Here is a 19,465-nt window from a genome sequence, read left to right on the forward strand (position 1 = left end):
CAGCGGGCCATTCATCGACAATACGCACACATTGGATACGCAGGGGTGCCAGTAGGAGCTGAGAGGGGCTCCCCCGACGGCTTCCTGCAGCACCTCGGACGGTGCTTCAGGACTGCGCCAACCGCAGTAATCCACCATGCGTTCAGTGGCCCTCAACCCCGGCGGAACGGAATCAGGGCAGCACGCCCTGAGCCAATCTTGAGCATTCCTTAGACTGCTATTGAGAAAGATTTGCAACAATAATTATCACCGAATCACATACGTGTAATACAATATGTTGTGTTTCTCGATCGCTTGACCAACTACATGTAGTATCAACTCCGAATACGGTCCTGCTAATGGGGCTGAATGATTTTGCCAACGACGAGACTGGAGGGTCGCTGTGGCTCATCTCAAACAGCAGTTCAAAGACGCCCTGAGCTCTATCGAGCCAGGCAAGGATAAGGCGAACGCTCCGGAAGCCCACCAGCTCGTTCGCCGTGCTCTCGAGGCAGATCCGAAGCTTGTGGAGTACGGCGTGGACCCCGTGCTTATCGGATCGTACAAACGCAACGTGTCCATTAAGCGCGTCAAAGACGTTGACGTGTTTGTCCGGCTGCCCGAACTTCCGAGCGATGTCACATCGAAGGACATCCTTGATCGGTTTTTCACCGTCCTCCACAAAGAATTCAGCACCGACGAAGAAGGGCACCGCCGAACAAAGCGGCAAGACCGGAGTCTGCAGATATCATTTCCAGACTACGACCTGTACGTGGACGCTGTTCCAGCGCGCCCCCACTGGGATGGTAAAACGTGGGAGATCCCGCAAAAGGGAACTGAGAACAAGTGGATCCAGACCAATCCCGAATCTCTGACAACTCTTTCCACTGAAATGAACACTCGCCATAGCGAGTTCTACGTGCCTACCGTCAAGCTCCTTCGCCAAACCCGCCGTGCGTTGCTGGGCGGAGCGAAGCCTGGAGGATTCTTCATAGAGTTGGCCACCTACCAGGCTTTCAAGTCAGGTTCTGTTTGGGGCAACGACCACGCTGAGTACTACGTTTCTGCGCTCGAAGAGGTCGCCAAAATCGTCAACAACTTCGTTCTGCTCGGAATCCCGATAACCGATCCGACGGTGCCTGGTCAAAGTATCCGTATCCGCGCAACGGAAGAAGAACTCAACAAGGCAGCGACGCGTTTCACTGATGCGGCCAGCACTGCCCGTGCTGCTCTCGAAGACGAAGACGAAGGCAAAGCAGCAACGGAATTCCGCAAGCTGCTCGGCAAAAACGGCGACAACGAAACGGTGTTTCCCATGCCACCTGGGTTCAATGAAGATGGCACTAAACGTTCGACGATCATTTCGGCCGGTGCCCGCACAGTCCCCGCCGGAACGCGGACATTTGGGTGAACCTGGACGCCTACACCGACTACGTCGCCTACACCCAGCAGCACTTTGAAGAAGGCCTCCTTCGGGCCGGCTTCGTCGAGGCGGAAACCGGATGGAGGGGACAGGTCGGTGAGCCGGACAAGCAGGTAGAGGTCACAGTATTCCTACCGGAGCGTTTCCCGTTCCGGCCACCGAAAGTCCGGCCGACTAGGGAAAACTCCGTACCTTGGTCCTGGCACCGCGAACTCGACGGATCCCTCTGCCTGGTCGCAGAGGACGACCACGAGGGGCTCTGGTGGGTGGAAGCTCCCGTATTCCTGGACCACGTGTCAGAGTGGCTTGAACAGGCCGCTGCAGGTTGGCCGGACGACCGCCCTGACCTTGACCTTGACCGGTATTTTCATCGTTCAACGGACGAGAGGCTCTACCTTTACGATGAACAAGCGTCGGTAGCTAATACCTTCATTAGATTTCGCCAGGACAAGAACAACACTATGCGGACAAGCAGAGGCACTGCAGTCCGAAAGGCCAGGAATTCAACAAAGGAGTACGGCGGTTACGTCGCTGATTTGGGCGAGGTTGCCGTGCCTCCTCGGTCCTGGGCTGACATCTCGGCCAGGATCCTGCCGGAGATAAACCTCGATTCCAGAATCCGCCGGCGCGAAGTCCATGTTGTTCTGTTGAAATACCTGCGTGGCAGTCACGACGGCATCATCGCGCTTAAGGTCACACCAACAGTGGACGGCATCGAGGCCAAGCGGTTAGCCTCGGCCGCCAATACAGCAACGGCGAGAAGTGCGAGGGCTGGTCTTCAGAAACCCTTACTCTGCGAAAAGAAAGTAGCCATCGTAGGGCTCGGCGCCCTCGGATCATTCATTGCTGACATGCTGGCCCGCGCCGGAATCCATCGTCTGACTTTAGTGGACGGGGACATAGTCCTCCCTGGGAACATTGTCCGGCACCTCGTAGGACGTGAATCAATTGGGTTGCCCAAGGTTGATGCCGTCCGGGCATACATAGTCGACAGATACGAACACAGCCTAGAAGACATAGACGTGCTTCCAAAGAACCTAACTACAGGGGGGCAGGTCGCCCGGCTCGTCCAGGAACATAACCTGGTTGTAAACGCATCCGCCGATTTCAGCACCACAGCCTTGCTGCATGTTGCCGCCAAGTCTCTGGGCGCAAATATAATCTCGGTGGTACTTCAAGACGACGGAAGTGCCTACCGGGTCGACGTCCTGCCTACGTTTGAGGGGGTCCCTCCCCTGCCGCCGTTACCGACATTGCGGGAGGGCAGCCAGAGATTGCCGGACCTCTTTGAAGCCGGCTGCGGCAGCCCGATCTCCCCTACCCCGCCGCACGCTGTCATGGAAGCCGCCTCAGCTGCCGTCCGTCACAGCATCGGCCTGCTCACCGGGCAGCCTCTGCATTCCGCTGGAGAGTCACGAAGCCTCACAACGGCACAAGAAAGGCACCACCTATGACACGCCGAGCCACGCAAATCGCGCTACAACAGCAAGCTCACGAGGTCATCGCAGCCGAAACCGCGAAAAACCTCCCCAAGGAAGCAGGTGGCATCCTGCTTGGCTATCTCGAGTCCAACACCGTAGTAGTAACTAACGCCTTAACCGTCCACAGCCCCCGCGCTACATCCAGCCAATATGTACGCGATGACCTCCTCGCCAATCAATTGCTCCAAAAATTCCTTGCCCAGCGGGCCGATGACGATCCGACGGGCTACATAGGCGAGTGGCACAGCCACCCAGCCCCGAAGGGCCCGAGCTCCACCGACCTATGGTCCATTCGAGCAATTGCCAGGACAAGCGAAGGACCCATCGCACTGATCGTCCACAGCACATCGCAGACCGCACCGTTCCACGGAGTCGTATCCCAGCGGCAACTATTTCGCCGCGTCACCAGCGACGACGTGCCGGTCGTACTGCCAGAATCCCGATTCCAGCCGCTCGGCCCTTTGCCTGCCAACGCGGTACACGGTGATGGGCCAGTCTTCATCTCCTATCGTCAAACTGACGGAACTGAACAAGCCAAACGCCTCGAACACTTACTCAGGGCAGCCGGCCTCGTTGTCTGGCGCGACTACCGCGATCTCCGGGCTGGTACAACCACGGACCGACTCGAGCAGGCACTGACTCAGGGGCTCTCTGCAGCCGTACTCGTCGTGACACCTGACATCGCGTACAGCGAGATCGTCCGGGAGCGGGAACTTCCACGCCTGCTCCAGCTCGACGAGAACCCTAACTTCAGCCTCAGTATCGCCAACAGGGTCGGCCGGCCCGGAAGCACCTCCAAATGCGATTACGATGCTCCCGACAGACTCCTCCGCCTGACCCCGCACCACACGCTGGGGGACAAGAAGCAAAGCAATATGCTCGATGCAGCAGGCGAACTGGAGATAGTGCGCGACTTGCTCATGCACCGTGTTGAACAGCGCACCGCCTCCATACGAGCCGAAAAACGAGCCTTCACTATACGAACGCAGACCCGGCCGATGCCTTTTGCTCTCGACGCAGACGATGAGGACCTACACATCCGCTTGACGCCCGCAGACACAGGACGCTTGCCCGGAGCCGAAGGACTCCATCACCTTCGTAAGACACTCCCCCTCATCAGCGATGCCATCTATGCCGCACGTGCACCACGCGTGCAGATCCTCGGCGGCGCTCACCTTTCTATTGCACTGGCGCTGGGTGCGGGCTTACCGGCGACGAAGTTCGGAACGGTCGAGGCGATAGATACACGGAGTGCAACCTGGTCGTCTGAGATTCACAGCGATGACCCAATGAAGAACGCCATCAGTATTGAAGAAGTAGCCCAAGCTCTCGGAAAGGGCGGTGACAAACTAGCAATTTTTGTTACATTGACCCCTGCTGGAGACCGGACCGCCTTCGAGCGACTTGTCAGTGAGTCGGCAGCGGACTTCATGAGGGCGATCGTCCTTACGTCTACCACCACAGAGATCGACCCACGCGAAGCTGGACGCCTCGCCGAGTCCATAGCGCAGCACATCAAGCAGCTCGCGGCTGAGAGCGGCCGCGCTGAGGTCCACCTTGCATTTCATGGCCCTTACACGATGGCGGTGCTGATCGGTCGCCACCTCAACACGGTCCGGACCGTAGTTTACGAATGGGAAAATATAGACACTCCAAGCTACATTCCAACGCTGGTGCTCGAGCCAGGAAGCGCGGACGGGCCCATCGCGGACGTAATGCTCGAAATGGAGGATACGAAAAAGCAGCCCGCTTCCTGAACCGCGACGATCAGCCTTTAGGCACTACTCATCGGCTTCAAGCGTCCTCAAGCTTCGAACGGTGTCGGTTTGTAGATGTGCTCCCCGAGCCGGGAGTCCGGGGCTGTGCTTCACGAGGGGCCAAACTGACCGTTCCCCTCTAAGTTGTCTTGCCGCTGCGCCCCGACGCGTGGGCCACAGCAAGGGACCCCACCGGGGCTGCGATGCTGCTTCATGTTCGATTCCCACATCCACTTGATCACTTTCGCGTTCACAGCGGCATGCGGGCAGCGCTCTAGTACAGATACCAGTACAAGTTACTGCGGGTTGAAGCGCACTAGTACCGGGTACTTGATCTTCGCCGCCAAGAGGCAGACGACCATGCATGTGGCGCAGTGGTCTTGACTTCCTTTTGCGATGGGTCTAGAACTCAACCTGACAGCACGCGGGTTGGAGGCTCAGATGACCGGACAGCGAATCGGGTATGTACGCGTGAGCACGCTGGACCAAAACGAGAAACGCCAGCTCGAGGGCCAGGTTCTGGACCGGGTCTTTACGGACAAGGCCTCCGGCAGGGACACGGCCAGACCAGAGCTCGCGGAACTGCTGCGGTTCGCCCGCGACGGCGACACCGTTCTCGTGCACAGCATGGACCGGCTCGCCCGGAACCTCGACGACCTGCGTGCCCTGGTTCAGGGTCTAACCCGCAGGGGCGTGGGGGTGGAGTTCGTCAAAGAGAACTTGGTCTTCACCGGCGAGGACTCCCCCATGGCCAACCTCATGCTCTCGGTCATGGGTGCCTTCGCTGAATTCGAGCGCTCCCTGATCAGGGAACGCCAGCGGGAAGGCATCACCCTAGCCAAGCAGCGCGGCGCCTACAAAGGACGGAAAAAGACCCTCACACCCGAAAGGGCCGCCGAAATGGTCCAACGCGCCGGCACCGGGGTTCCGAAAGCCCTCCTGGCCCGTGACTACGGGATCAGCAGGGAGACTGTTTACCAGTATTTGCGCCACGCCAAACTGGAGTGAACCGCGCGCCTGCGTGGCCGTCCTTGTGCCATACCCGACGCGGCCGCAGCCTGAGGAAGAACACATCCGGTGTCAGGCAACGGGATGAGATGGCCGAAATAGGGAGGTAGAGCATTTCGCTGTCCGTGTCTTCGAGCATGTTTGGATCCAGGAGGCCCGCCAGCCAGCTGGAAGGTCCAGGTCGTACAGGTCCTGGCATGACAGGACAAAGGTGCTGGCGATGTCCTGTCAGTCGATCCGGTGGGGCTTCAGCAGGCGGTTGAGATCCTAGAAGAGCTGGTCTATCAGGACGGCAGAGGCCTCCAAGAGGGCTCAGGCATTGAGTCTTGCCTGGAACTGGCTCTGGTCGCGCTGCTCAGGCGTGATTGAACTTATCGATTCGAGGTCGCCAGCGTCCAGTCCGTTTGGCGGTCCTCCGAATAGGTCATCCCTGCCCTTCCACGGAGGGGCTGCGGATCTACCTCTGCGGCTCGTAGTCAACGAGATCATGTGCGCTTAGTTTTGGGCTGCTGGAGGCTTCCCGCTGTGCTATCTCCCTGGCCCTTTCCAGCCGCGGAAACATACGTCGGGCAGAAGCTCCCCACATGGAAGGATCGTAAGACGCCGGCAACGCATCGACCCATCGTTCAAGAACCTCCACCTCTGCCCCATACTGCCCCTGTTGTCGATAAATGACCGCCGCTTGCCACGTGTACCAGGGAGCAGGAAAAATGCGATGCGCGTCCACTTCCGCAGCGTCCATACACTCCACGAGGAGTTCAAGGGCTTCCTCGTCGCGTTTTTGGCGCCTGAGAGCCATGATTGGTTCTACCCACTCCGGAAGTTGCCTGCCCCGTACCGTAGGCGACGGGAATACCATCACCGGCTTGTGCGAATTGCGCGTCACTATATTCGTTCCTTTCGACAGCACGGACATCAACGCCAGCGGCAACATAGTGCTATCCGCTATAAGCCCGACCTGCATGGGTATGTAAGTTTAGGATCCAGAGTCAGCGAATCCTTCTGGTCGTCAGCTATTTGATGATGTTTCGACACGTCCGCAGCTACATCTTGCAGCAGATGCCAAGAATTGCCTTTCTTGCCCCGAACGCCACTAACGGAGTACGGCAATCTGGCGCGGTGTGCGTGTATGGCCCATTCATAATCAGTTCCCTCTAGTGGAACCGTGATCCTTCGTCGTTGCCAGCTCGAGGGCCGAGATGTGGACCGGATCTTCAGCGGAAGGCCTCCGGGAGGGGCACTGCACGGCCAGCCACAGCTCTTTGAGCTGCTGCGGGTCGGTGCTGAGAAACAGGCTGCCACCAGCTTTACAGAATCGCTGTTATCGGCGTCCAAACAACGGGAGTAGAAGTACCTGCGAGAACTCCTGGTCATCAACCCAATCGGACTTGTCGTCGCCGCTCAGAGGCGGTTCGTTGTCCTGGCCGAATGCAGTTGCGATCATCCTGAGATTGGCGGTGAGCGTTGAACATCTCTGGGTTTCATCAAACGACTCAGCTTTACGGTGATTCCCTGAATGCTGCGTTGGCAGCTGCAATTTCCCCGGCGTGTTGGTCTATCCAATCGATAAGCGACAGGAGTTCGTCAGATAAACCGCGGCCAAGGACGGTCAATGAGTACTCCACGTGCCTACGCTCGTCGTCGATAACATCCCGGGCGATAAGGCCGTCTCGCTCTAGCATTCTGAGGTTGAGTGTCAGCATACGTTGTGAGATGGGATGGGACGGATCTAGAGCCGCAAGCAATTTTCGCAGTGTAGAAGGACGGTACGGACCTGTGCGAGTTATCATCAAAAGCCAGTTGCGCCAGTAATTGCCTACATGGTCCACTACGCTCACAATGGGATTCCTGCGAGTAGAATCGTAACGGGCAAGTTGTCGGCAGAAATAGCCGAAGTTCTCGGCTTCTGTTGGATCTAAATGGCCCTCCCCCAGAGAGATCAGGACCTCTCGAACTCGCGACAGAGCGGGGGCGCCGCACGTTTCTTCGGCATTTCCTGCCGGTCTTATATGGACGCCGTCTCTTCCAAATTTTTCGGCCTCTTGCTGTTGCGCTTCCAGAACTAACTGCTGCGGTGGTGACGTGTCGGTAGACATCATCTGGGCTAACACCGTCGCTGGGACGTAGCTTGGAAACGTTCCAGGCTGGTCCTCTGCCTTTTCCCAGCCTAGACGGATTAGATAGCTCTGGGGGTTATTTACGCTTTGGAAAAGCTCTGCCGTTTGGCATTTAGCAGATGTCAGCAGCACGTGCCTGGTCGCGGTGAAGGAGGCATCTACATGGCCGGAGGTTTCATGGCCAACGTGAAATTCAACGTGTTCATAGATCATTGTCGCCTCTTAGCAAGGGGGTCGCTCCCGGCGAGGACGGCTGCCGCACGCCGGTCTCCGGAACACTCCCTACCCCTCCAGGGGCTACGTGAGCAGTGGCAGGCAGGAAGCGTTGGCTTCCCATTTCGTCCCGCGCCCCAACGGCAGCATGGCTTGTAGTTCCAGTTAACTTCAGTCCCGGGAGTGTGCCGGAAAATAGATTTGCCGGCACACTCCCCATGGACTCAGTCATCTGACTGGCGCGGATTTGTTCGTTGTGTCCGCACGGAGGCTCCCGGGATCAGAAGACCACTGTGTGGTTACCATGCCGGAGTATGCGGTCGTCGCAGTGCCATGCGACGGCCCTGGTGAGCACTCGCCGTTCGACGTCAGCGCCCTTCCTCATCAGCTCCTGAGCCGAATCCGTGTGGTCAACACGGATAGCGTCCTGCTCGATGATGGGTCCCTCATCGAGATCAGCCGTGACGTAGTGCGCAGTTGCACCAATCATTTTCACCCCACGGTCTTTTGCCTTCTGATAGGGCCCGGCCCCGATGAAGGCAGGAAGGAAGGAATGGTGAATGTTGATGAGCGGGACTCCGACTTCTTGTAGAAAATCGTCGGAGATAATCTGCATGTACCGGGCGAGCACTATGAGGTCGACATTTCCGCGCAGCAACTCCAACTGTGTCCTCTCCATGGCACTCTTATCCTTTGAGTCCGCCGGTACGTGCACAAATGGGATCCCGAAGTAGCGCACGTCCTCGGCAAGGTCTGAATGGTTTGAGATCACCATTGCTATGTCAATGTGCAGTTCGCCGCGTCGTTGCCGCCACAGCAGATCAAGGAGGCAATGGTCGGTTTTGGACACGAAAATCGCGACGCGTTTTCGTTGTGCAGCGCTGGTCAACTGCCACTGCGCGCCGTACGGAGTCTCTATTTTTGCTCGTATCTGCTCTTCCAGCTCAGCCCGCTTGGCGCTGAAATGCTCCAAGTGAAACTCGGTGCGTTGGAAGAATGCCCCGCCGGTCGGGTCGGTGGAATGCTGGTCCAGTGAGACGATGTTCGCCCCGAAGTCCGACAAGATACTGCTGACGGCGCTTACGATTCCAGGGCGATCGGGACACTGTATGAGGAGACGTGCGATCGTTTGTTTCTTCAGCAATGCGGCGTTGGATGTTGATAGGGTGCCGGGCCGATGGCTGATGGGCAAGGTTGTCATTGTTTTGCTCTTACCTTCTGAGCAGCGGGTAACTGCTAGGGTCTGGTCTTGAATCCGGGGTTCTTTGTCCTGCTCATGGGACAGGGACGCTGGCCGGAATCGCGTCGATGTCATAGTCCTTGTTGGTCGGCAGGTCCAGGTATGGGAAGCGTTCGACCGTTGCACGGATGGGTTTGATCCGGGATCCGTGATCGCCCCAGTGCACGACGACTTCATTGCCGATGTGTGCCTGGTCCAGGTCCAGGGTGGTGTGCGAGATCATTTCACGGTAGTAGTACGAATAGACGGCGAGCGATGAGACTCCCACGGGCTGACCGTCCTTGGTGACGAGGTCAGCGTGCCCCCCGGCGGGAGACTGGGGTGTTGTTGGAAATTCGAAGTGTTTGTACTCTTCCCCGACCTCAAATTGGGACGCGAAAACATCGAGGATATCTTCTTTGTTCCACTTGAGCACCACGGTTTTGCGCCGGGGATTCGCGGATTCTGCTTCCAAGGCTTCACGGCCGATGAAGTCGTGATCGAACTTGGCCATCCAGCCCCAGTTGACTTCAAAGGGTGTCCTCAGCCGGGCCCTCATATCCAAAGGACTGAGGCTGCCTGGCAGACCTCCAGGCGTGTTGGAAACTGGTGTTCCGGCACCGAATACGGGGTGGGCGATAAATTTGGGGTCCGCGTAGGCGGCAGGTAAAAAGGTGCACCCTTGCTGCGGGAACCCGCCTTCGGTGTGGTTGACGACATAGGTCCGCCAGCCAAGGCGCTTGAGCCCGAAATCCTTACCCGCCTGGTAGACGGCGTCGAAGATTGCCGGGCCGTGCTCGAGGGGGCCCCGCAATTCATAGGCCAGGGTGCCGGACATCCCGATCCGAGACAGTTCGATTTCCACCGCTTCATCTACGCCAGGGATGCTCACCTTCTTGACGTCCAAAAAGTTCAGGCTCCGTACCTGGTCGCCCAGAAGCCGTTCGAGAACGTGGAGCGATGTGGGGCCCGCGACTTGGAACAGGAAGATGTTCCGGAGGCTGATATTGACGTCGATGCCCAGATCAGGAGCCTTGAACATGGGCCAGGGCATCGAAGCGAATTGGCGGAAGGACTCCTCGCTGTCCCGGACCGTCAGGGCGTGATTAGCGATGCATCCGTTCTCGTCGAGCATGACAAGGTGCTTTGAGGTGCCGACCGGCCACTTGTACACGTTGTTGATGCTGAGTCGTGAAAGGAACTCCTGGGCGTTGGGGCCACTGAAGGTGATTTCGGGTAAGCCGCTGAGGTTGGAAGCAATGTAGGCACCCTTTTTCCACGACAGCGATTCAGCCTTCCACCCATCCCCTTCCCAGATATGAAGACTGCCGAGGACATTCAGATAGGTTGGAACGTCCGGGTATGCCGGCACGTCGTTGACGGTGACGCCTTGCGTTCCGTTGGTGTCTCCCATGATGAAACTTCTTTCTGTAGTTTGGGCGGCCGGCTTTGCACGTAGCCTGTGGTTGTCGGCCCGCCCAGGTTGTTCGGGTACTAGCGGGAAATCGTCTCAGACCGTTTCTTCGATGAGGTCGTACCGCGTTGACTTCACGCGCTCCATGACTGACCGCAGGGTCTCAGGCTCCTGTCCTGTGATCTGCTTCACGTGTTGGGACAGGACGGCCTGATATCCCTGGGCAACTGCCATGTCTGCTGTCACGAGTTCGTCGCTGGCCCACAGGTGGCCGTCTGGATTCAGGGGCATGTTCGGATCGTAGGTTCTCGGCATCCCAATGGAGTCGAAAAACCCCTGTCGCTCTTCCGGAGTGACCGGCGTATATACGATCGGGGTGTCGTAGATTTCGGCTCCGATACGGGCAATGTCTTCGTAGTTCAGCAGCTCGGGCCCCGTAATTTCATAGACAGCTCCTTCATGTTTCTGGGGATCCTGAATTACGGCGGCTGCTGCCCTTGCCACATCTGCCTTTGCTGCGGGAGCGAGGCTGCCCAAACCTGTGGCCATCTCCAGCTGGCCGGATGCAGCTGCCGGTGCGATTTGGATGCTGCTGACAATTTCCGAGTACAGCGCGTTGCGGAGAAAAGTGAAGTTCAGGCCCGATGCACGCAGGTCAAGTTCAGTTTGGTAGTGGTCCTTGGCCGACATCGCCGGATTATTGGGTTGGACACCGCTCACCGAGGTGTAGACGATGTGGCGGATACCGGCCCGCTGTGCGGCGGCGATGGCGTTGCGGTGCTCTGCGATTCTGCGTCCGAGGTTGAGCCCGCTAATGAGAAACAGCGTCTCAGCGCCGAGATAGGCTGCGTCAAGTGATTCGCGGTCCTGATATTCCCCCTGCAGGACACGAATGCCCTGCGCTGCCCGATCGGCCAGCTTTCCAGGCGTGCGGGTGACCAGAGTGAGGTCTTTGTGTGCTGTGTTCTTCAATAAAAGCTTCGTGACGCGGCGGCCCAGATCTCCTGAGGCTCCGCTAATTACTATCCGGCTCATGCCGTTCCTTTCAAAGCACCTTGGCGACCCGCCGAGGTGGGAGTTTTCCGAAATTTCCAGATTCCCCGTTGCTGTTAACAGCGGTTCGGGAATACCTGTCCAGCAGGTTTGGGCTGCTATCCGGGCGTGGTCAGGAGACTGTGCTCACAAGGCTCAGTCTCCTGACCCCTGGAGAGCCAGTGGAGGGTTACCGGTAAGGCGTCTGCGGGTAGAGCTGGAATACAGTCATGCGATAACTGGCTTCGCCGCTCAGCTGTTGCGGTTCGACCCACACGGAGTAATCTTCGGCCGCCGCGTACATTGTTCGCGAATTAATTGCGTCGGCCGCGAGCCACACGATTGAGGAGTCTGGCATGGCATCATCAACGACGCCACGCCTAACAAGTTGTTGCTGGCGGCGGACTTCGACGTGTGCTCCGATGAGCTGCTTCCAGTCTGGATACTCTTCCAAAATCACACCTTCCTGCCGCGGTTTTTCAACTGCGCCTGGCCGGCGCAGCAGCGCAAGGACGCCTTGAAGATCTATCCGAGGGGTCCCCAGAACGTCTCTCCCCCGTATGTGTCGGATAACGGTTCGAGTGCCTCGGGCCAATTGTCGGGGTCCACGGCCCGCCGCTGGGCCGCTGGCTTGGGCTGGCCGTCCCATCCAATCTGCTCCATGTAGTAGTACAGCTGCATGACGTGCCCGTCCGGATCGACTGCATGGATCACGTAGTCGACGCCCGGGTGGACTTCCGGTGGCAGATCAATGAGTTTTACTCCGCGCTCTTCGAGGAAAGTTCGCGCTGCTTTGAGCTGTTCGTAGGAACCTAGCTGGATGCCGAAGGCCAGCAAGGTGCTATGTTCGCTGACCCCCAGCACCTTGCGGAGCTCCAGCGGAAATATACCCAGGCTGTGGTGTTCTGTGTTGGCCCGCAGGAACACGGCCCGGTGACCCTCAACGATGGTCTCCTCACTTTTGACCAGACCCAGCCGCTCGGTGTAGAACTGCTCGGCAGCGGCCACGTCTTCAACGAAGATGCTGACTGGGCCGATGCGAACGGGTTTGAACGGACGGGAAAGCAGGACGCCGCCGACGTCGAAGGTCTTGGGCAGTTCGTCCATCCAGCGGTAGCCGGAAGTCAGGTCGACTCCGTCAGATTCAGCGGCGGCCAGCTCGGTTGCTTCCGAGCTGGTGGGCAGTGAGGGGTGCTCGTTGGCCCAGGGCCACAGAACTTCGGGTTTGCTGCGACCGTCCCAGCCGACCTGTTCAATCCCGTATTCCAGTTCATTGGTATGCCCGGTGGGATCGGGAAAGTACGTGTGCCAGTTGGAACCCGGGTCCCGGCCGTACCGTTCAATTTTGTTGCCCAACGACTCGAGCCATAGGCGGGCCTCGACAACTTCGCGGAGGCTCCCTACCTGCCAGGTGATCTGGTTGATGGTGAGATCGCCACGTGCCGGAGAGTCCATGTGCTCAACCCATGGACGCGGCATCAGGACGAACGTGTGGTGATCGCTGTTGTGGCGCAGGAAGTAGATGTGCGTGTCAGACAGGCCGTCCAGCCACACTCCGGGGTCGTACTTCTGAAGGTCGAGGGCATCCGCCTGATAAAACCCCAGGAGCTCGGTGTAATACGCGAGCGACGCGCCGGTGTCCTCGACGCTGATGCCGAAGTGGTTGAGACGGCGGATTTTGAATGGCCGGTCGTAAAGGACGCCGCCGACCGAATGTTGTTTCTTCTGAGTCATTTCTTGTCTTCCTTCATCTGTAGGGGTCACGTCGTCGGCTGGCCTGAGCGTGCCGGCACTTTGCGTGGACTAAAGATTTAGCTGGCAGCCTTGACGACCCGGTTCCGGAGAGTCCCGACGAGGCTTGAGGACACTTCGACAACATCGCCTGGCTTCACGAACAGTGTTTCCGGATGGGACCCGTCCGGCTGCTGTTGACTGGAATCTATGGCTGTCCCCTTCGGCGTGCCGCTGCTGACAAGGTCACCGGGATACAGCGTGGTGTCCGCGGACAAATGCTGGATAAACGCAGCGAAATCATGCACCATCGACTTCGTGTTGCCGCTTTGCCTGATCTCACCGTTGACACGGCACTCGATGGGGATGTCTTGGGGGTCGATCTCTTCCCCCACCACAATCCAGGGACCGATCGTCGCGGAGGTATCAAAATTCTTTGAGTGCATGAAGTCGGGACCGAAAGAGACGTTGTCTCGAACCGACCAGTCATTGTGCAGGGTGTAACCCCAGATGTACGGGAGGGCCTCATCACTGCGGATGTCCCGCCCGCGCTTACCGATGATGATGGCAATTTCGGCCTCGTAATCCAGGCGCTTTGTCCGCTCCGGGTAGCGTACTTCTTGTCCGTCAGCGGAAACCGCCCGGTGATCCTTGAGGAAGTACTTCGGCCCGCCCTTAACCAGACGCTCCAGCACTTCACTAGTATTTCCGGCCGAACTGTTCTTGCTCGCCGCTTCCATGTGGTCGTGAAAGTTTGCCAGGGCGCAGAAAATACGGGCCTCCTTGGCGACCGGGGGGTGAAGTTCCACCTCGCCTAACTTGAAGCAGAGCTGCTCGCCCAGCAGGCCGCGGTCATCCTCTGCTGCGGACCATAGATACTCCACAGCGGTTTGTGCTTCCTCAAGGGCCCGTGTTCCCTCCGAGATGAAGGCGCTTAGCTCATGCGGGACCACAAGGTCAGCTTGTGCCTGCGCCCGCGCCGCCCCGGTTGTCTCTGCAAGATACTTCGCATAGGTGGCATTGACATCGACCACGGATTCGTTCCGGATAATGCCAACCCTGCGTTCAGGACCAAAAATTGCGACCTTCATGTGTTCTCCTCATCAATATTGCTGAAACTGCTCCGGAAGGTATCGGCAGCTGGACCTGCTGATTTTCCAGTGAAATCGTGTGTCCGCCTCCGGCTACTGGGCCGGGTCCACACCCACCTTGTCGAAAAGGCCGGCGTCAGTGGGGGTCAGGCTGTAAATGGTCAAAGTCTGGATCTTGCCGTCCCGTATGGTGAAAAAATCACCGAGTTTGAGAGGAACCCCGTTCACATCCAGGTCTATTTCAACCGCGACGTGGTCGCCGTTGACGACCGGCGGCCATGGGCTAGGCGTCATCGCCCCTGGAGCCAGCCCGTTTTCGTACATCCGCTGTATTGCGTCTGCGCCCCGGAGGGTTCCTTTGGCGTTGATCAGCTGGGCATCAGGTGCAAACAGTGCCGCAACGGCGCTGGCGTCGCCGGCCTTCACTCCCGCAAAGTAGGCGTCGACAACTGTGGTCGGATTTGTCATAAAATTCGAACTCCCTTGGTGGACCGTGTGCAGCAGCGCACAACAGGTCGCTGATGGACGTCTGTTCAGGCAGACAAGTACTTGGACGAGCCATAGATCGACTTGTATTCGAGGTACGCGTTAATCCCTTCCGGGCCAAGCTCACGGCCAATGCCGGAGTCTTTGAATCCACCGAAGGGTGCGCCGAGGTCAAGGGTGTAGTAATTCAGGCCGATCGTCCCGGTACGTACCCTTCGAGCCACCGACAACGCCCGATCTTCGTCCGCGCTCCACACCGACCCGCCGAGGCCATAATTGCTGTCATTGGCCATCCGCACGGCATCCTCGTCATCATCGAACGGGATGAGCGCCATGACCGGCCCAAAGACTTCCTCCCGGGCGAGACGATCATTGTTCTCAACGTCGGCAAACACGGTGGGCTGGACAAACCAACCCCGGTCCAACCCGGCCGGGCGCCCGCCCCCAGCAACGAGCCGGGCATTGGAACTTTTCGCTGAATCGATGTGGCCCAAAACTCGTTCGAGGTGCCCCTGGGTGGCCATCGGGCCCATTGTCACGGATGGATCAAGAGGGTTCCCGAGCTTGTACGAGTCAGCGAAACTGGCAACGGCATCCACAACCTCCTCATACCGGGAACGCGCTATCAGGATGCGGGATTGGGTGGTGCACGTCTGGCTGTTGTTCAGGAATGAGGCATTGTCCAGCCCGGACAGGAATGTCTCGATATTGCCGTCTTCGAGGAATACGGCTGCCGATTTTCCACCGAGTTCCAATGTGCAACGGCGGATAAGGCGGCCGCATTCTGCGCCAATGATCCTGCCCGCTTCGGTTGATCCGGTGAATGCGATCTTGTCAACGAGTGGGTGTGAAACGAGTGCAGCGCCGGCATCACGATCGCCGAGGACAATGTTGAGCACCCCGTCGGGCAGTCCTGCCTCACGGGCTGCCTCACCAAAGACATAAGAGTCCAACGCGGTTTCCGGGGATGGTTTGAGCACTACCGTGCAGCCGGCGGCCAGGGCCGGGGCAATCTTAAACATCGCCAACACCTGCGGGAAGTTCCACGGTGCTATTGCACCCACCACGCCCACTGGTTCACGACGGACGATTGTTGAACCTGCCTGACTTGGACGCACCTCTTCCAACGGAAGGGCTTCTATGACATCGGCATAGATTCTCAGAAGGGCGGAGGGGGCACCGCCGTTGAGCATCTGCGACAACCCGATGGGCATGCCATTTTCTCTGCTGACGAGCTGTGACGTATCAGCGGCACGGCGATCGAGCGCCTCTGCAAATTTGCGAAGCACTGCGGCCCGTTCGCCGGCCGTGGTTCTGCCCCAAGGACCATTGTCGAGGGCGCCCCGCGCAGCCTTCACAGCCGCATCAATATCGGCCTCGGAACCTAACGCTGCCAGGCCGATGACCTCGCCCGTGGCTGCCTCCACCTGTTGCTGGATGCGGACAGCGCTGGGTTCGGCCCACTCTCCATTGATGAAGAAGCGCATTCGATCGAGTTCATTGGGTCGCTCAACAGTGACTGACATGGGTTCTCCTAGCTCGTGGAAAATTTGGGGACAAAGCATTCCGAGGAATTTGATGGCGGCACTAACAGCGCCTTGGGTCGTTGTACCGGATCCGGCCGGTCCTGTTGTCTGCGCTGCTGTCGCCGGATATAACGCGGGGAAGCATCACCGGCTCGCGGGTGATGAACACCTCGAACAAACGCCCCGACGTGGAAGACATCTACGTTCGATCGAAAATTAGAGGTTCAGCAACTCCGCAGCATCGGAACCTGCTCCCTAGGGACAGACGTTTGCTGCATAACATCAACCAGCGGTTACCTGGGGAGAGGGGACAGCATCTTCCCCGCAATGTGCCCGCGCCGTGTAGCATCCCGCCACTGGGAAAAGTACTCGGCTTGAGCATTGGCGCTTAAGGGTGCCGGTGTGTTTCATCATTCTTCCCATCGAGGCCTGTGTTGCATCCTTGCAACGGCTTCCAGTCTGGTCTTTTTCGGCGCAGCAGAAACGGGTCAAATGACCCCATCTGATACCTGTATTGTTTTGTGCATCACAGGAGGAACATGAGTACCGACGCAGTTGTCGGCCGTTCACACGAGGGCCATCACCTGACGAGCTTCATCGGACGGCGCCGCGAGCTAACTGAAGCCCGTGAGCTGATGTCACGCTCCCGGCTTCTGACTCTGGTGGGCCCTGGTGGCGTCGGTAAGACGCGTCTGGCGCTGGAGCTGGTCTCTCGGGTCCGCAAGACATTCAGCGACGGTGTCTGCATCGTGGAGCTCGCTGAGGTAGAGGACGGCGCCATGGTCGGTTCTCACATAGCTGCCGCCCTGCGGCTGCCGGACCAGTCCAACCGGTCATCCCTGCAGAGGATCGCAGACTATGTCCAGGACCGGCATCTCCTTCTCGTTCTCGACAACTGCGAACATCTTCTCGATGCAGTCTCCGTCCTTGCCGCCCGACTCCTTGATCGAGCTGCGAGATTGAGGATTGTGGCAACTAGCCGGGAGCCTTTGGGCATCTTCGGGGAGCAGGTCTACAACGTGCCTCCTCTTGCCGCGCCCGTCCAAGCCTCGGAAGGTGTGACAATCGAGTCCTTCGACTCGGTCCGCCTGCTCATAGACCGCGCTCGTAGCGTGGATCCTACCTTTGAAGTTACTGAGGCTAATCGCCTGGCTGTGGCGCAACTATGCCAGAGACTTGACGGGATCCCTTTGGCGATCGAACTTGCGGCGAGCCGGCTGCGTTCTGTGTCAGTTGTTCAACTCATCGAGCGGCTTGACAAGCGTTTCGATATTCTGACTGGCGGCAGTCGCGCGGCACTACCAAGGCAGCAGACCCTCAGGGCACTGATCGACTGGAGCCATGAACTCTGCAGTTCAGATGAGCGGCTGCTGTGGGCACGCCTCTCAGTTTTCCCGGGCGGCTTTGAAGTAGAGGCTGCCGAAGAGGTTTGCGGATTTGGCCAGCTGACACGCGACAGCGTACTCGATCTCATTGACCATCTCGTCGCCAAGTCGCTCGTCGTCGCCGAGAACGTTTACGGCACTCAAACAGGAGGCAGCGTCCGGGTTCGGTACCGCCAACTCATGACCTTTCGCGAGTATGGCGCCGAGCTTCTCGAATCAATCGGGGAGACAACGGAGATGCGGCGCCGCCAGCGTGACCACTACCTGACCCGGGCGGCTGACACAGTAAAGAATTGGTGCGGCCCGCACCAGGCCGAGCGACTGATGGCGGCGCGGCGGGACCATCCGAACCTTCTGTCTGCGCTGGAGTGGTCGGCCTCGACCCAGGGGGAGGAACGCGCAGGGCTGCACCTCGCTGCCCTGCTCAGGTACCACTGGACGGCTGGTGGGAACCTTGCCGAGGGCAGACGATGGCTGGACCGCCTACTTAAGTTAGCAACCGAACCGAGCCCTGAACGAGGAGGCGCACTGTGGGTTGGAGCCTGGATCTGCCTTGTGCAGGGTGACAGGGAACAAGCGCGGGAGCATGTTGCCGAATGCCGGCTGATCGCAGAGAGCCTCAACGACAGGGCGCTGGCGGCCCATGCAGATCATTGGGAGGCCCTTTGCGAGGTATTCGACGATCACTTGGAGCGCGCAATGGGGCTTTTTGGCGCAGCTGTTGCTGTTCACCGCCAAGTTGGTGATACCGCATCGGCCCTCTACGCCCTATTTCTGCTGGCTTGGACGCAAATGTACGCCGGTCGCACAGGAGAGGCCTTGGCCACCTGCCGGGAGGTCTTGAAGGTCAGCGATAGTTACGGAGAACGATGGGCCCGTGCCTACGCTGATGCGGTCATGGGGCTCTGCCAGTGGCACCTGGGGGAACTGGATGCGGCGAGGCAATCACAGATCGCAGCACTTGAAATACAACGAGACTTCCCCGACGGCCTTTGCATCGCTCTGACAATTGAACAAATGTCCTGGACAGCTGCGTCGGGCGGACACTACGAATCCGCAGCCGTTCTGTACCACGCAGCCCGCGCCGTCTGGAGCGGGATAGGAACCACGATCTCGGCGTTCGGCCCTCTGGAGAAGGACTTCGAGCAGATGGCGACCCGGGTGCGCCGCGAGCTCGGAGAAACGGAATTCAAAGTCCTCACCGCCCGCCCTGAACCCTCTCAGGAGCAAGCCATCGAGCTTGCACTGGGCGCAGCCCGCACAGGGTACACCTCTGCAGGTACCCCACAGCCCCCCACGAAAGTAAGTGCAAGGCGCAGTAACCGCACCGCTGAGACCCCAGGCGGTTATGGGAAGCCTGGAGATAGCGCGCTCACCCAACGAGAAGCTCAAATCGCCGGTCTGGTTTCCCAAGGGCTCAGTAATAAGGAGATCGCAGCCCAACTCGTGGTCTCACCCCGAACGGTTGGAGGGCACATTGAGCGAATTTTGGCGAAACTTGGCTTCAACTCACGCACTCAAATTGCATCGCTGATGTCTGGTCCGGCCGGCGCGGGACTGACACCCCGAAAGAATGGTTCATCGAACAGCCAAAATTAGGGCA

At 58.6% G+C, this 19,465-nt stretch carries 14 protein-coding genes; 5 read left to right on the forward strand and 9 right to left on the reverse strand.

Going from position 1 to position 19,465, the window contains the following annotated elements; genetic code table 11:
- The first annotated feature begins 382 nt into the window (after positions 1 to 382).
- The 4 genes from QRN11_RS00700 (at position 383) to QRN11_RS00715 (ending at position 5,648) form a co-directional block, all read left to right on the forward strand.
- Positions 383 to 1,390 (forward strand): nucleotidyltransferase domain-containing protein, encoded by a 1,008-nt coding sequence (locus QRN11_RS00700; protein WP_285249455.1) that lies wholly within the window; start codon positions 383 to 385, stop codon positions 1,388 to 1,390.
- Positions 1,387 to 2,856: a ThiF family adenylyltransferase gene (locus tag QRN11_RS00705; RefSeq protein ID WP_285249456.1), complete on the forward strand. Its 1,470-nt coding sequence runs from the start codon at positions 1,387 to 1,389 to the stop codon at positions 2,854 to 2,856. The genes QRN11_RS00700 and QRN11_RS00705 overlap by 4 nt, the downstream gene beginning before the upstream one ends.
- Positions 2,853 to 4,640, forward strand: a complete 1,788-nt coding sequence (locus tag QRN11_RS00710; protein ID WP_285249457.1) for an SAVED domain-containing protein — start codon at positions 2,853 to 2,855, stop codon at positions 4,638 to 4,640. The genes QRN11_RS00705 and QRN11_RS00710 overlap by 4 nt, the downstream gene beginning before the upstream one ends.
- Positions 4,641 to 5,081: 441 nt before the next feature.
- Entirely contained in the window at positions 5,082 to 5,648 is a 567-nt protein-coding gene (locus QRN11_RS00715) for a recombinase family protein (protein ID WP_285249458.1), read from the forward strand.
- A gap of 1,499 nt (positions 5,649 to 7,147) precedes the next feature.
- Here the strand turns inward: QRN11_RS00715 and QRN11_RS00720 are convergent.
- From QRN11_RS00720 to QRN11_RS00760, 9 genes are all read right to left on the reverse strand, one after another.
- Positions 7,148 to 7,978 (reverse strand): winged helix-turn-helix transcriptional regulator, encoded by an 831-nt coding sequence (locus QRN11_RS00720; RefSeq protein ID WP_285249459.1) that lies wholly within the window; start codon positions 7,976 to 7,978, stop codon positions 7,148 to 7,150.
- A 280-nt stretch (positions 7,979 to 8,258) separates the two neighbouring features.
- On the reverse strand, positions 8,259 to 9,179 hold the full coding sequence (gene purU, locus QRN11_RS00725) for a formyltetrahydrofolate deformylase (protein ID WP_285249460.1): 921 nt from the start codon (positions 9,177 to 9,179) through the stop codon (positions 8,259 to 8,261).
- 73 nt (positions 9,180 to 9,252) lie between these two features.
- Entirely contained in the window at positions 9,253 to 10,611 is a 1,359-nt protein-coding gene (locus tag QRN11_RS00730) for a hypothetical protein (protein WP_285249461.1), read from the reverse strand.
- Positions 10,612 to 10,707: 96 nt separating this feature from the next.
- Positions 10,708 to 11,646, reverse strand: a complete 939-nt coding sequence (locus tag QRN11_RS00735) for an NAD(P)H-binding protein (protein ID WP_285249462.1) — start codon at positions 11,644 to 11,646, stop codon at positions 10,708 to 10,710.
- A gap of 187 nt (positions 11,647 to 11,833) precedes the next feature.
- Positions 11,834 to 12,103, reverse strand: coding sequence for a hypothetical protein (locus tag QRN11_RS00740; RefSeq protein ID WP_285249463.1), 270 nt, complete (start codon positions 12,101 to 12,103; stop codon positions 11,834 to 11,836).
- A gap of 65 nt (positions 12,104 to 12,168) precedes the next feature.
- Positions 12,169 to 13,377, reverse strand: a complete 1,209-nt coding sequence (locus QRN11_RS00745; protein ID WP_285249464.1) for a VOC family protein — start codon at positions 13,375 to 13,377, stop codon at positions 12,169 to 12,171.
- 77 nt (positions 13,378 to 13,454) lie between these two features.
- A complete protein-coding gene (locus QRN11_RS00750) occupies positions 13,455 to 14,465 on the reverse strand; it encodes a fumarylacetoacetate hydrolase family protein (protein ID WP_285249465.1) in 1,011 nt (336 codons plus the stop codon).
- 93 nt (positions 14,466 to 14,558) lie between these two features.
- Positions 14,559 to 14,933, reverse strand: coding sequence for a nuclear transport factor 2 family protein (locus tag QRN11_RS00755; protein WP_285249466.1), 375 nt, complete (start codon positions 14,931 to 14,933; stop codon positions 14,559 to 14,561).
- Between the two features lie 65 nt (positions 14,934 to 14,998).
- Positions 14,999 to 16,477 (reverse strand): aldehyde dehydrogenase, encoded by a 1,479-nt coding sequence (locus QRN11_RS00760; protein ID WP_285249467.1) that lies wholly within the window; start codon positions 16,475 to 16,477, stop codon positions 14,999 to 15,001.
- A 539-nt stretch (positions 16,478 to 17,016) separates the two neighbouring features.
- Here QRN11_RS00760 and QRN11_RS00765 point away from each other — a divergent pair.
- Positions 17,017 to 19,461 carry a LuxR C-terminal-related transcriptional regulator gene (locus QRN11_RS00765; protein ID WP_285249468.1) on the forward strand — a complete coding sequence of 815 codons (2,445 nt, stop codon included), beginning with the start codon at positions 17,017 to 17,019 and terminating at the stop codon, positions 19,459 to 19,461.
- Positions 19,462 to 19,465: the final 4 nt, after the last annotated feature.

The organism is Pseudarthrobacter sp. fls2-241-R2A-168, from assembly GCF_030209335.1.
Lineage (GTDB): Bacteria > Actinomycetota > Actinomycetes > Actinomycetales > Micrococcaceae > Arthrobacter.

Coding starts and splice junctions, on each gene's coding strand:
- QRN11_RS00750 (WP_285249465.1), bottom strand. CDS start 14,465: ATGAAGGTCGCAATTTTTGGTCCTGAACGCAGGGTTGGCATTATCCGG.
- QRN11_RS00730 (WP_285249461.1), bottom strand. CDS start 10,611: ATGGGAGACACCAACGGAACGCAAGGCGTCACCGTCAACGACGTGCCG.
- QRN11_RS00760 (WP_285249467.1), bottom strand. CDS start 16,477: ATGTCAGTCACTGTTGAGCGACCCAATGAACTCGATCGAATGCGCTTC.
- QRN11_RS00735 (WP_285249462.1), bottom strand. CDS start 11,646: ATGAGCCGGATAGTAATTAGCGGAGCCTCAGGAGATCTGGGCCGCCGC.
- QRN11_RS00755 (WP_285249466.1), bottom strand. CDS start 14,933: ATGACAAATCCGACCACAGTTGTCGACGCCTACTTTGCGGGAGTGAAG.
- QRN11_RS00745 (WP_285249464.1), bottom strand. CDS start 13,377: ATGACTCAGAAGAAACAACATTCGGTCGGCGGCGTCCTTTACGACCGG.
- QRN11_RS00710 (WP_285249457.1), top strand. CDS start 2,853: ATGACACGCCGAGCCACGCAAATCGCGCTACAACAGCAAGCTCACGAG.
- QRN11_RS00765 (WP_285249468.1), top strand. CDS start 17,017: ATGAGTACCGACGCAGTTGTCGGCCGTTCACACGAGGGCCATCACCTG.
- purU (WP_285249460.1), bottom strand. CDS start 9,179: ATGACAACCTTGCCCATCAGCCATCGGCCCGGCACCCTATCAACATCC.
- QRN11_RS00720 (WP_285249459.1), bottom strand. CDS start 7,978: ATGATCTATGAACACGTTGAATTTCACGTTGGCCATGAAACCTCCGGC.
- QRN11_RS00715 (WP_285249458.1), top strand. CDS start 5,082: ATGACCGGACAGCGAATCGGGTATGTACGCGTGAGCACGCTGGACCAA.